Consider the following 12,883-nt stretch of genomic DNA (forward strand, 5'->3'; position numbering starts at 1 on the left):
GACGGCAAGCGCGTCCACATTCTCGCCGAGGGGCGCCTCATCAACCTCGCCGCGGCCGAGGGGCATCCGGCGAGCGTGATGGACATGTCGTTCGCCAACCAGGCCCTCGGCGCCGAGTACCTGATCAAGCACGCGGCGAAGCTCTCGAAGGACGTGCACCGCGTGCCCGTGGAGATCGACAAGGAGATCGCCCGGCTCAAGCTGGCGGGCATGGGGCTCGCCATCGACACGCTGACGCCCGAGCAGCAGCACTACCTCGCGTCGTGGGACCTTGGCACCTGAGCCGCAGGGCAAGGCGCTGGTCGAGGTGCGGGTCGCGCACCTCGGCTTCGACCGGAACACCAACGCCCCGGTCGTCGTCCTCCAGGAGAAGGACGGGCCGCGCGTGCTGCCCATCTGGATCGGGCCGGCCGAGGCGAGCGCGATCGCGATGGAGCTGGCCGGCGTCAAGTTCAGCCGGCCGCTCACCCACGACCTCCTCAAGCAGGTGATCCTCGGCCTGGGCGGCGAGCTGAAGCGCGTGCTGATCACCGCCGTGAAGGAGAACACCTACTACGCGGAGCTGCAGATCCACCGCAACGGCGACTGGGTCCAGCTCGACGCGCGTCCCTCCGACAGCATCGCGATCGCGCTGCGGCTGAAGGCGCCGATCTTCACCCACCCGGACCTGCTCGACACGGCGCCGATCAGCACCGTGGAGCCCTCGAAGGACGAGGGCCCGCTCGACGCCGAGTCGCTCAAGACCTACCTGCAGAACCTCGACCCCGAGGATTTTGGCAAGTTCATGCCGTAGCGCGGCGGCCGCGGCCCGGCGTGCCGCGGCTGTCGCGCTCGTGGCGGCGGGGCTCGTGACGGCGGCCCGGGCGCAGGGCCCGGCGCCGCTCGTGCTCGCCGGCCGCGTGGTGCGGATCCGCGGGGCCGACACCACCGCGCTCGCCGGCCAGCGCGTCGTCGCGCACCGGGTGGGCGGCTCCCACGAGGGGCCGATGGACTCGGCGGCGAGCAGCGCGCGCGGTGCGTTCGCCTTCCGGGTGGCGCGGCCCGACACCGCCGCGATGTACGTCGTCTCCACCCTGTACGACGGCATCGGCTACTTCTCCGCCGCCTTCGCGGCCGGGAGCCGCGCCAGCGCCGACTCGATCGTGCTCGCGGTGTTCGACACCAGCAGCGTCGGCGCCCCGCTCGACGTGGCGGTGCGGCACCTCGTGATCTCCGCCGCCGGCGAGGACGGGTCGCGCGACGTGCTGGACATCGTGCAGGTGGCCAACCCGGGGACCACCACGATGGTCACCCGCGGCCGGACGCCCACCTGGCGGATGCTGCTGCCTTCGGGCATCGACGCGTTCCGCGTGGGCGAGGGCGACGTGCCGCCGGAGGCCGTGCGCCGGGCCGGGGACAGCCTACTGGTGACGGCGCCGTTCCCGCCCGGCCTCAAGCAGGTGGTGGGGATGTACGTCGTGCCGAACGGCGCTCGACAGCTCAAGGTGCCGATCGACCAGCCGACGGCGCGGCTCGAGGTGCTGGTGGAGGACACGCGGGCCAACGCGAGCGGCGCGGCCCTGGCGGGCGGCGACCCGCTGCAGCTCGAAGGCCGCACCTTCCGGCACTTCTCGTCCACCCGGGTGGTGCGCGGCGAGACCGCGGTGATCACCTTCGGCGCTCCCCCCTCCCGCACTAACCTCGCCTGGATGGCGATCGCGCTGTCGGCGCTGCTCCTCGCGTCGGGCGGCTGGCTGGCGGCGCGCCGGCGCACGCTCGTCGCCGCGCCCCCCGCGCCGGACGCGGGCGCCGGCGGCCGTGAGCCGGACCGGGACGCGCTGCTGCGGCAGATCGTGGCGCTGGACGAGCGGTACGCCGCGCGGCAGGCCGAGACGCCGGCGGACGAGTGGGCCGCCTACCAGGCGAAGCGCGCCGCGCTCAAGGCGCAGGTCGCCGGACGGCTTGCGCCCCGCTGAGGCGCCCGGTGTAGATTGGATCGGCAGTCACAACCGTCGTTCGACGCGAACGGGGATCTCGGAAGCCGGTGTGAATCCGGCGCGGCCCCGCCACTGTAACGGGTAGGGATTCGTCCCACCCTTCGCCCACACGCCACTGGCCGACGGCCGGGAAGGCGGGCGGAGGGACCCGGAGCCAGGAGACCTCGCCGTTCGCGCTCCACCTCAAGCCCTCGCGGGAGGGGCGGTGGTCCGAGTTCTGGCGTTGTTCCTGGCGCTCGTCGCCGCGTGTACGGCGCGGCCGGCGCGCGGCACACTCTCCATCACCGACGATTGGGGCCGCACCGTCGCGCTGGCCGCGCCGGCGCAGCGGATCGTCTCCCTGTCGCCCTCCAGCACTGAGATCCTGTTCGCCATCGGCGCCGGCCCGCGGCTCGTGGGCCGGACGGACTACTGCGACTGGCCGCCGGCCGCACGGGCGGTGCCCAGCGTGGGCAACGGGATGCAGCCGAGCGTCGAGGCCGTGGTCGCGCGCCGCCCGGACCTCGTGGTGCTGTACGCGTCCGCGGCCAACCGCGCCGCGGTCCAGGGGCTCACCGCGCTCGGCATCCCGGTCGCGGTCCTCAAGCTGGATCTCGGGGCCGACGTCGTCCGCGCCGCCCGGCGGCTCGGGATCCTCACCGGCGAGGCCGACGCCGCCGACTCGCTGGTGGCCGCGTTCGACGCGTCGCTCGGCGCGGTGCGCGCGCGCATCGCCGCCCAGCCGGGACGGCGCCCGCTCCTCTACGTGGACGTGTGGGCCAGCCCGCCGATGACGGTGGGGCGGGGCAGCTACCTCTCGCAGGTGCTCGAGGCCGCGGGCGCGGTCAACAGCTTCGGCGACCTCGGCGCGTCGGCCGCGACGGTCAGCCTCGAGGCGATCGCCTCCCGCGACCCCGACGCCGTGCTGGTCCTGGCCCCCGACACGCTGCACCCGCCCGACCTCGCCGCGCGGCCGGGCTGGACCACGGTGCGCGCGGTGCGCGAGGGCAGGGTGCTGGTGGTGGACGCGAGCCTCTACGGCCGGCCGGGGCCGCGGATGCCGCTGGCGGCCGAGGACCTCGCGCGACGGATCGCGCCGCTGCGCTGGCGGTCGGGCCGGTGAGGCGTCCCGGGGCCGCGGCGTTCCTGGCGGGGCTCGGCGTGGCGGCCCTCGCGGCGCTCGTGCTCGGCGTCGCGCTCGGCGCCGCGCCGCTCGCGCCGCGGGCCCTCCTGCGGGCGCTGGCTGGCCGCGGCGATCCGACGGCCGTCGCGATCGTGTGGTCGCTGCGCGCGCCGCGGGTGGCGCTCGGGTTCGTCGTGGGCGGCGTGCTCGCGGTCGCGGGCGCCGCGCTGCAGGCGCTGGTCCGCAACCCGCTCGCCGATCCCTACCTACTCGGGCTGTCGGGCGGCGCCGGCCTCGGGGCGGTGCTCGCGATCGCGGCGGGCGTCGCGTCGGCGTGGGCCCTGCCGGCCGCGGCGTTCGCCGGCGCGCTGCTGGCCGTGGCGGTCGTGTACCGGCTGGCGCTGATCGCGGGCGGCGGCCTCGACAGCCGGGTGCTGCTGCTGGCGGGGGTGGTGGTCGGCGCCTTCGCGGGCGCGCTGCTGGCCGGCGTGCTGGCGGTGAGCGAGGCGACGCAGGTCAAGACGGCCACGCTGTGGCTGATGGGGAGCCTGGGGGGCGTCGCCTGGACGGGCGTGCTGGCGCTGGCCGCGTACGCCGCGCCCGCCGTCGCCGTGCTGCTGGCGGAGGCGCGCAACCTCAACCTGCTCGCCCTGGGCGAGGAGCCGGCGCAGCACCTCGGCGCCGACGTCGCGCGCACCAAGCGGCGGGTGTACGTGGCCGCCTCGCTGCTGGCGGCGGCGAGCGTCGCGGCGGCGGGCATGATCGGCTTCGTGGGCCTGGTGGTGCCCCACGCGGTGCGGCTGGTGCGGGGGCACGACCACCGGTTCCTGCTGCCGGCGGCCTTCGTGCTGGGCGGCACGTTCCTGGTGCTGGCCGACACGCTGGCGCGCACGCTGTTCGCCCCGCTCGAGCTGCCGGTCGGCGTGGTGACCGCCGTGGTGGGTGTTCCGATCTTCGCGGTGCTGCTGCGGCGATGGACGAGCCGGTGACGTCCGAGTCCGGTGCGGGCGGCGCGAAGGACGCTTCCGGCGCCGGGGCGGCCTCGTCCGGCGTGGTGATGTCCGGCGCGGTGATGTCCGGTCGGGGTGAGTCCGGTACGGGCGGCGCGAATGATGCTTCCGACGCCGGGGAGGTCTCCTCCGGCGCGGTCTTCGAGCTGAGCGGCGCCACGGTGCGCTACGGCGCCGGCGCGCCGGCGGTCGAGGCCGTCTCGCTCGCCGTGCGCCGCGGCGAGTGCGTCGCCGTGGTGGGCCCCAACGGCGCCGGCAAGACGACGCTGCTGCGCGCGCTGCTGGGCCTGGTGCCGTGCGCCGAGGGCCGGGCCCTGACGCTCGGGCGCGAGGCGCGCTCGTGGCCGCGCGACGCGCTGGCCCGCGCGGTGGGCGTCGTGGCCCAGCGCGAGGAGCCGGCGTTCCCGATCACGGTGCGGGAGGCGGTGGAGATGGGGCGCTACCCCCACCTCGGCTCGTGGCGCGCGCCGGGGGCCGCCGACCGCGCGGCCGTCGAGCGGGCGATGGCGCGCGCCGACGTCGCGGCGCTCGCGAGCCGCTGGGTGGCCACGCTCTCCGGCGGCGAGTGGCAGCGGGTGCGCATCGCGCGCGCCCTGGCGCAGGAGCCGGTGGGCCTGGTGCTGGACGAGCCCACGGCCTCGCTCGACCTGCGGCACGAGATGGAGCTGTTCGAGCTGGTGACCGGCCTGGTGCGGCCGGGCGGCCTCGCCGCGCTGGTCGTGTCGCATCACATCAACGTCGCCGCCCGGTTCGCGGACCGCCTGGTGCTGCTCGCCGGCGGGCGCGTCGTCGCGGACGACGCGCCCGCGCGCGTGCTGGAGCCGGGCCGGCTCGCCGCCGTGTTCGACTGGCCGGTCGCCGTGCACCAGCTGCCCGACGGAACCCCGCAACTGTACCCGGAGCGGCGCCCGCCGCCCACCCCGGAGGATTCCCGATGAGCAACCACCACGTCCCGGCGCTCCGGACCCGGCTCGCCGCCCGTGCGGCCGCGGCCGCCCTCGCCGCCTGCTGGGCCGCGCCGTTCGCCTCCGCGGGCCTCGCCGCGCAGCAGCCTTCGGACACGGTGCGGCTCGCGCCGATCGTCGTCACCGCGACGCGGCTGCCGACGCCGCTGGGCTCCGTCGCCTCGTCGGTCACCGTGGTCGGCGGCGACGAGCTGCGCGAGCGCGGCGTCGCCACCGTGGCCGACGCGCTGCGCGCCGTGCCCGGCGCGGAGGTGGTGGAGACCGGGCCGTTCGGCAGCGCGACGTCGCTGTTCGTGCGCGGCGGCGAGAGCGATTACGTGCGGGTGCTGGTGGACGGCGTATCGCTCAACACGCCCGGCGGCGGCGTGGACCTGGCGACGCTGTCCACCGCCGACGTGGACCGGATCGAGATCGTGCGCGGGCCGGCCAGCGTGCTGTACGGCTCCGATGCCGTCACGGGCGTCGTGCAGGTGTTCACCCGCAGCGGGAGCGGGCCGCTGCGCTGGGACGCGGGGGCGGCGGGCGGCACGTTCGGCGCGCGGAGCTGGGACGCGCGGGTGTCCGGGGGCGGCGATCGGGCGGGCCTCAGCCTCGGCTGGTCGCACTTCGCCGACGACGGCATCTACGCGTTCAACAACCGCTACCGCAACGACGTGCTGAGCGGCGCGCTGAGCCTGGTGCCGGACGGGAGGACCAGCGCGCGGCTCTCCGCGCGCTACACCAACGACCTGTATCACTACCCGACGGACGGGTCCGGCAACGTCACGTACCACAACCAGTGGCAGTCGGGCAGCGCGGTCGCGACGAGCCTCGACGCGGGCCGCTTCCTGACGCCGGCGCTCGAGGCCCGGATGCTGCTCGGGATGACGGAGTCGAGCGGCCGGGTGGACCAGGAGCCGAACACGCCGGCCGACACCCTGGGCTTCTACGCGTTCAGCAGCTTCGACCGCCTGAGCCGCCGCAGCGCGGACGCGCGGCTCAACCTCCACGCCGCGGCGGGCACGGTGCTCACGGCGGGCGCGGCGCTCGAGACCGAGGCGGAGCGGAGCACCAGTTTGTCGCTCAGCCAGTACGGTCCGAGCGCGGACTCGCTGGTGGTGAGCCGCTGGAACCGGGCGGTCTACGTCCAGGCGCTGGCCGAGCCCCGGCGCGCGCTGTCGCTGGTGGCGGGCGCGAGACTGGAGCGGAACCAGGCGTTCGGGTCGTTCGCCACCGGGCGCGCGGGTGCGGCGTACCGGCTCGGCACCGCGAAGCTGCACGCCACGGTGGGCACCGCGTTCAAGGAACCCAGCTTCTTCGAGAACTACGCGACCGGCTACGTGCTGGGGAACGCGGCGCTGAAGCCGGAGCGCTCGACCAGCTGGGATGCGGGAATCGAGCAGGGCTGGGGCAACGGGGCGCTGGTCGTGTCCGCGACCTGGTTCTCGCAGCGGTTCCGGAACCTGATCCAGTACACGTCCGCGCCGCCGACGCCCACCTCGCCCAACTACTACAACGTGGCGGCGGCGGAGGCCTCGGGACTGGAGCTCGAGGCGCGCGCTGCGGTCGGCCCCTCCGTGGAGGTCCGGGCCCAGTACACCTACACGCACACGGCGGCGCAGGACTCCGGGTACGACGGGGCCGCGTTCGCGCAGGGCCAGCGCCTGCTCAGGCGGCCGATCCACGCGGGGAGCGCGGGCGCGACGGCGCGGGTCGGGGCGGGCGGGAGCGCGAGCCTGACCGCGTACTACGTGGGGAACCGGGTGGACGAGGACTTCGCGACCTTCCCGGCCACCCGCGTCGTCCTTCCGGCCTACGTGCGCGTGGACCTGGCCGGCGTGGCGCCGCTGATCGGCGGGAGGAGGAGCGGCGGCGCGAGCCCCGCGGTCGCGCTCACCCTCAAGGTCGAGAACCTGCTCGACCAGCGCTACCAGCAGGTGCTGAACTTCCCCTCGCGGCGGCGCGCGGTGTTCGTCGGGCTGAGGCTGGCCGGCGGGCGATGAGCCGCGGCTGAGAGTATCTTCTCCGGATGCCGCTCGTCACGACGCCCGCCGTGATCCTGCACGTCATGCCGTACGGCGACACCTCCAAGATCCTGCGGCTCCTGACGCGCGACCTCGGGCTCCGGAGCGCCATCGCGCGCGGCGCCCGCCGGGCGAAGGCCGCCACCGGGCCGCGGCTCGACCTGTTCGCCTTCGGCGAGGCGAGCCTCCGGGTGCACGAGGCGCGCGACCTGCACCCCCTGACGGCCTTCGAGATCACCGACGCGCACGCGGCCCTGGCCCACGGCGTCGCGCGCTTCGCCTCGGCCTGCGCCGTGGCGGAGCTGGCGCTCAAGGCCGCGCCCGCCGAGGCGCACGCCGGCGTGTTCGCCGCCGTGGCCGGCGGGCTGGCCGCCCTGTCCGCGGCGCCGGAGGACGACGTGGAGGCCACGGCGATCGCGGCCTGCTGGGCCGTGGTGGTGGCGCTCGGCTTCTCGCCCTCGCTCGACCGCTGCGTGACGTGCGGCGTGCCGGTCGAAGGCGCCGTCCACTTCTCGGCGGCGGCGGGCGGGGCGCTGTGCGCCTCGCACCGCGGCGGCGCCGGCTCCGTCGCGAAGCTCGCGCCGCCGGACCGCGACGCGCTGGCCGCCCTGGTGGCCGGCCTGCTGCCCGAGCCGCCGCTCGACGCGCGGCACGCGGCGTCGCACCGCCGCCTGCTGCTGTCGTTCATCCGCTACCACCTCGCCGAGGACCGGCCGCTGCCGGCCATGGCGTTCTGGGACCAGGCCGAGTGGACCGCCACCTCGTCATAGGCACCGCCGGACACATCGACCACGGCAAGACGGCGCTGGTCAGGGCCCTGACCGGCGTGGACACCGACCGCCTCGAGGAGGAGAAGCGGCGCGGCATCACCATCGACCTCGGGTTCGCCCCGCTGCTGCTGGGCGACGTCGAGGCGAGCGTGGTGGACGTGCCCGGCCACGAGGGGTTCATCCGGAACATGGTCGCGGGCGCCACGGGCGTGGACCTGGCGCTGCTGGTGGTGGCGGCGGACGAAGGCGTGATGCCGCAGACCACCGAGCACCTGGCCATCCTGCGCTTCCTGGGCGTGACGCGCGGCGTGGTCGCGCTCACCAAGACCGACCTGGCGCCGGACGCGGCGTGGCGCGCGCTGGTGGCCGACGAGGTGCGGGAGAAGGTCGCCGCCGCGTTCGCACGCGCCTGGCCGGTGGTGGAGGTCTCGGCGGTGACCGGCACTGGGCTCGACGCGCTCAGGTCCGCGCTGGCCCGGGAAGGGGAGGCGCTCGCGGCGCGGCCGTCCGCCGACCGGTTCCGGATGCCGGTGGACCGCGCGTTCGCCCTGCCCGGCGCGGGCACCATCGTGACCGGCACGGTGTGGAGCGGCACCGCGGCCGAGGGCGACCACCTGGTGCTGCTGCCCTCGGGGCTCGAGGCGCGGGTGCGCAGCATCGAGGTGCACGGCCGTCCGGCGCCCCGCGCCGTCCCGGGCCGCCGCACGGCGCTGGCGCTGGTGGGCCCGCCGCACGAGAAGGTCGCGCGCGGCGAGGTGGTCGTCTCCGGCGGGGGCTGGCGCGCGAGCCGCGCGATGGACGTGACCCTCGTGATGCTGCCCCAGGCGGCCGGGAAACTGAAGCCGCGGCTCCGGGTGCGCATCAACCACGGCACGGCGGAGGTGCTCGCGCGCGTGTCACCGGCGGCCGCGGGAGCCGCCGACCCGGCCGCGGGCGGCGCACCGGCACCCGGCGCCGCAGCCGGCGTCCCCGCGCGCCTGCTGCTCGAGTCGCCGCTCGTCGCGCGCGCCGGCGACCGGTTCGTGGTGCGCTCCTACTCGCCGGTCACGACCATCGGGGGTGGCACGGTGGTGGACCCGTGGGCCGACGACCGCGGCCTCGCGCGCGCCCGCGGGGCCTTCCCGTCGTGGCCCGGGAGCGACGCCGCCCTGCTCGTGCTGCTGGTCACGCGACGCGGGGACCGGGGCCTGGCGCGCGCGGAGCTGGAGGTCGCGGCCGGCATGGACGCGAGCCGCTTCGCCGCGGCCTGCGACGCTGCCCTCGCCGGGGGCATCGTAGCAGTGGAGGGCCGTCTGTTCGCGGGGTCCGTCGCCGCCGACGTCGCCGAGCGGCTCGCCGGCGCCCTCGAGCGGTTCCACGCCGAGCACCCGCTCGAGCCGGGGATGCCGGCGCAGTCGTGGCGCTCGGCCGCGGGGGACGTGCCCGCGGTCCTGGTGGACCTGGCGGAGCGGCACCTCGTGGACCTGCAGCTCGTCTCGCGCGACGGCGCGCTGGTGCGGCGGGCGGCGTGGGCCCCGCGGCTCGGGGACGCTGCCGTGCGGCTGCGCGAGGAGCTGCTGCGCGAGCTCGGCGAGGCGGACGCCGAGCCGCCGGCGGTCGCGGAGCTGGCGGCGCGGCATCCGGGGGCGGACGTGGCTGGACTGCTGCGGCTGATGGCCAGGGAGGGGGTGGTCGTCGCGGTGGGCAAGGACCGCTTCTATGAGGCGGGCGCCCTCGGGCGCGAGCGGGACCGGATCGTGAGCGCCGTCACCGAACTCGATCCGGCGACCCCGGCGGCCATCCGCGACCGGCTGGGCCGGTCACGAAAGTGGTTGATCCCCCTCTTGGAATGGTGTGACACGCAAGGAATTACGGTCAGGCAGGGGGACCGGCGGGTGCCCGGAAAGCGGCCCGGCGCTTGACGATTTCCTTGCCTTTCCATAACATACACGACGAAACGGCGTACTACGTTCCCCTTCGACAGGAGTCAGTCGACCAGGACCCTTTTTCGTTAGGATTGGAGTGTCAGGGATGCGGCGCTACGCGGTAGCGTGGCTCGTGGTAGGACTGGCCCTGGCCACTCCGTCGCTGGCAAGAGCGCAGGACAGCACGCGGCGAGGCGGTCAGGTCGAGCTGCTTCAGAATTATCCGAACCCGTTTAATCCGACGACAACGATCCCGTTTCGTCTCAGCGTAGCTGTGTTCGCCAACGGGCATCGTCCCGTCGTCAGTCTCCGGATCTACAACATCCTCGCCCAGCTGGTAGCGATCCCGACCCTGCAGGGCTCGGGTCAGCCGTTGAGCGGCATTCCGCTGGATTGCGTGGAGCAGGCCGGAGGGTACTGCAGCTTTTCCGCGTACTGGGATGGGAACTATCTCAACACGGGTCGGGAAGCGGCGTCCGGGATCTACGTCTACCAGCTGGTGGTGGACGGGGTCCGCCAATCGCGGAAGATGGTGGTGACGAAGTGAGGTAGACGACGCGCTCGGACGAGCGAGGCGCGCGCCGGCCCCCATGGCCGGCGCGCGTCGTTTATCGGGGACGCGGCGCCGCCGAAAAGCCGATGGCGTACGGTCTGTTTTGGGGCGGGCGGGGGTCCCTATCTTGGCGAGCGTGAGCGGTCTCGCCCAGCGTGCTCCGCGGATGGCGCTCGTCGCGGTCGTCATGGCCACGGCCGCCGGCGCGCTGTCGGCGCAGGTGCCCGCCGACAGCGGCGCTTCCGGAGGCTCCGGCCGGCCGGGCATGGTCACGGTGCTGTCGGGTGCGGCGCTGCGCGCCGCGGGCATCCAGACGCTGGCCGACGCGCTTCGCGAAGCGCCGGGACTCGACGTGGTCGCGAGCGGCGCGTTCGACGGCGGCACGGTCGCGCTCGGCGGCCTCGGCGGCGGGCCGACGGGCGTGCTCGTCCGGTGGAACGGCATCCCGCTCGACATCGGCGCATCCTGGGCCGACCTGGCGAACCTCACCCTCGATGGCGTGGACCGGATCGAGGTGCGGCGCGGCGCGGCCGCCGACCTCGGCGGCGTCGGGTCGGCCACGACGGTCGTCGACGTGTCCACGTTCCCGTCGCGGTCCGCCGACCGGGGCGCGGTCGAGGCCGCGTGGGGCCAGGACGCCACCGTCCTCGGGCGGGGAGAGGGCGCGACGGGCGGCCCGGGGTGGCAGGTGTCCGCGGCGGCCTCCGGCCTCAGCAGTGACGGCGGCGTCGCGGCGAGGGAGTCGCTGAGGGGCGGCGCCGCGAGCACCAGCCTCAGCGTCGGCGAGATGCGCGCGTCGTACCTGAAGCTCGGCGCGTACGTCTCCAGGACGAGCTACGGCTTCTTCGGCGCCGACATCGGCCTCGCACCGGATCCGGCGGCGCTCGTGACCCTGGACCAGGCGCAGCGGGCGACCACGTCCACGCTCTCGCTGGAGGCCGGGACGACGCTCGGGGGCCGCCTCGCGCTCGGGGTGCTGGTCGGCCGGCACGACGACGGCCTGCGGTATCATGCTGTGCCCACCGACACGGCGTTCTATCCCGCGGACTGGCAGAGCATCCGGCGCGCCGTCGCCCACCGCACCCACTACGCCGTGAGCGCCGGGTACCGGCTGGCACCCTGGATCGTCGCGTCCGTCGCCGTGGAGCAGGACGAGTCGGAGGCGACCGACGCCGACTCGACCCTGGTCGGTGGGCCGTTGAGCTGGAACGAGCGGGGCGTGGAGGACCGGACAACCGGGGTCGTGGCCGGCATCGCCGGCGACGGAGAGGGAGAGCCCTGGTCGTTCGCCGCCCAGGTGCGCCGGGACGTTCCGAAAGGCGGACCGCGGGTGACCACCTGGCGCGCCTTGCTGGCACGCAGGATCGGCGGGGCGACCTGGGTCCACGCCGGCGTACGGTCCGGGTTCCGCGTGCGTTCCGACTCCGAGTTCATCTTCATGTACCCGACCGCGACCGACGAACGAGACCGCACCCTGGAGCTGGGCGTGCGGCAGACCTTCGCCCGCGGCCGGGCGAGCGTGGCGGCCACCGTCATCGACCAGCGGTTCGACGACTACATCGCGCTGGCTCCCATCGGCGTGGGCACGACCGGGGACCTCTACGCCGGCGTGAACATCGGCAGCGCGCGCTCGCGGGGCTGGGAGGTGTCGGCGGAGCTGCACCCGGTCCGCGCGCTCTCGATCGCGGCCACCTGGTCCCATCTGCCGACCAAGGCGGTCTCCCTCGCGAGCCCGTCCCCGTTCATCGACCTGTCGTTCGTGGCCGGCGAGGCCCTGCTCGACCGCGCCGCCGACCTCGTCGTCGCCTCCGCCACGCTGCGCGCGAGGCGCGGCGCCACGGTCGCCGTGCAGCTGCGCAGCCAGGGCCGCCGCGCGGCGCGGTATCTGGACTCGACCGCAGGCTCGGTCTACCCGGACCTGGTGCCGGCGTACGCCGTGCTCGACCTGGGCGGCCGCGTGCCGCTCACGCCCTGGATGCAGGTCACGCTGCGCGCGGCGAATCTGCTCGACGCCCGCTACGCCGAACGGGTGGGCTACCCGGCCCGCGGCCGGTCGCTGAGCCTCGGTGCGAGGCTGAGCGCGCCCTAGCCCCCGCTGGCCCCGGCAGGCTCGGCGGCGCAGCCGGCCGGCGGACCGCTCCCGGACCGTTGCGCCTCCCCCGCCGCCGCCTGCCGCTCCGTCCGCCGGTGCGTTGCGTTTTGGTGCCGTCCTGGCAGATTCCCGCCAGCCCGGCAAGCCTGGACCGGGCACGTGTCTTGCCATTCCGGACGGCGATATGCCCAACTACGAGAAGCTCACGATCAAGAGCGCCGAGGCGCTCGAGGCGGCGCGCGCCGAGGCGCGGCGCCGCGGGAATCCCGTCGTCAACGACGCGCACCTGCTGGCCGCGCTGCTCGACCAGGACGAGGGGGTCGTCGCGCCGCTGGTGAACAAGGTCGGCGTGAACGTGGCGCGCCTCAAGGACGAGGTGAGCCGCGAGCTGGACCGCTTCCCCAAGCAGTCGGGCGGCGCCGAGCCCCAGTTCTCGCGCGAGCTGGTGTCCGCGCTCGACCGCGCCGAGCAGGAAGCCGGGAAGCTGTCGGACGACTTCGTGTCGACC

12 protein-coding genes and 1 riboswitch are annotated in these 12,883 nt (G+C 75.3%); all 12 genes read left to right on the forward strand.

All coding sequences use genetic code 11. The features are described from left to right. The coding region (locus VMF70_11025; GenBank protein HTT68553.1) for an adenosylhomocysteinase at positions 1–282 on the forward strand (282 nt) is incomplete at its 5' end. Beyond that, the gene (locus tag VMF70_11030) at positions 272–793 is read left to right on the forward strand and encodes a bifunctional nuclease family protein (GenBank protein ID HTT68554.1); all 522 of its coding nucleotides are present in this window, start codon (positions 272–274) and stop codon (positions 791–793) included. The genes VMF70_11025 and VMF70_11030, both read left to right, overlap by 11 nt. Before the next feature lie 55 nt (positions 794–848). Continuing rightward, a complete protein-coding gene (locus tag VMF70_11035; protein HTT68555.1) occupies positions 849–1,955 on the forward strand; it encodes a hypothetical protein in 1,107 nt (368 codons plus the stop codon). Between the two features lie 60 nt (positions 1,956–2,015). Then, positions 2,016–2,139: riboswitch (cobalamin riboswitch) on the forward strand. Positions 2,140–2,181: 42 nt separating this feature from the next. Continuing rightward, positions 2,182–3,078, forward strand: coding sequence for a cobalamin-binding protein (locus VMF70_11040; protein HTT68556.1), 897 nt, complete (start codon positions 2,182–2,184; stop codon positions 3,076–3,078). Then, positions 3,075–4,067 carry an iron ABC transporter permease gene (locus tag VMF70_11045; GenBank protein ID HTT68557.1) on the forward strand — a complete coding sequence of 331 codons (993 nt, stop codon included), beginning with the start codon at positions 3,075–3,077 and terminating at the stop codon, positions 4,065–4,067. The genes VMF70_11040 and VMF70_11045 overlap by 4 nt, the downstream gene beginning before the upstream one ends. Continuing rightward, positions 4,052–5,026, forward strand: coding sequence for an ABC transporter ATP-binding protein (locus tag VMF70_11050; protein HTT68558.1), 975 nt, complete (start codon positions 4,052–4,054; stop codon positions 5,024–5,026). Before VMF70_11045 ends, VMF70_11050 begins: the two co-directional genes overlap by 16 nt. Continuing rightward, the gene (locus VMF70_11055) at positions 5,023–7,035 is read left to right on the forward strand and encodes a TonB-dependent receptor (GenBank protein HTT68559.1); all 2,013 of its coding nucleotides are present in this window, start codon (positions 5,023–5,025) and stop codon (positions 7,033–7,035) included. The genes VMF70_11050 and VMF70_11055 overlap by 4 nt, the downstream gene beginning before the upstream one ends. Before the next feature lie 26 nt (positions 7,036–7,061). Further along, positions 7,062–7,826 (forward strand): DNA repair protein RecO, encoded by a 765-nt coding sequence (gene recO / locus VMF70_11060; GenBank protein ID HTT68560.1) that lies wholly within the window; start codon positions 7,062–7,064, stop codon positions 7,824–7,826. Then, on the forward strand, positions 7,805–9,727 hold the full coding sequence (gene selB, locus VMF70_11065) for a selenocysteine-specific translation elongation factor (GenBank protein HTT68561.1): 1,923 nt from the start codon (positions 7,805–7,807) through the stop codon (positions 9,725–9,727). The genes recO and selB overlap by 22 nt, the downstream gene beginning before the upstream one ends. A gap of 277 nt (positions 9,728–10,004) precedes the next feature. Continuing rightward, a complete protein-coding gene (locus VMF70_11070; GenBank protein ID HTT68562.1) occupies positions 10,005–10,277 on the forward strand; it encodes a hypothetical protein in 273 nt (90 codons plus the stop codon). Positions 10,278–10,419: 142 nt separating this feature from the next. Further along, positions 10,420–12,372: a TonB-dependent receptor gene (locus VMF70_11075; GenBank protein ID HTT68563.1), complete on the forward strand. Its 1,953-nt coding sequence runs from the start codon at positions 10,420–10,422 to the stop codon at positions 12,370–12,372. A gap of 187 nt (positions 12,373–12,559) precedes the next feature. Beyond that, a partial coding sequence (locus tag VMF70_11080) for a Clp protease N-terminal domain-containing protein (GenBank protein ID HTT68564.1) occupies positions 12,560–12,883 on the forward strand: 324 nt, incomplete at its 3' end.

The organism is Gemmatimonadales bacterium (assembly GCA_035502185.1).
GTDB lineage: Bacteria > Gemmatimonadota > Gemmatimonadetes > Gemmatimonadales > JACORV01 > Fen-1245.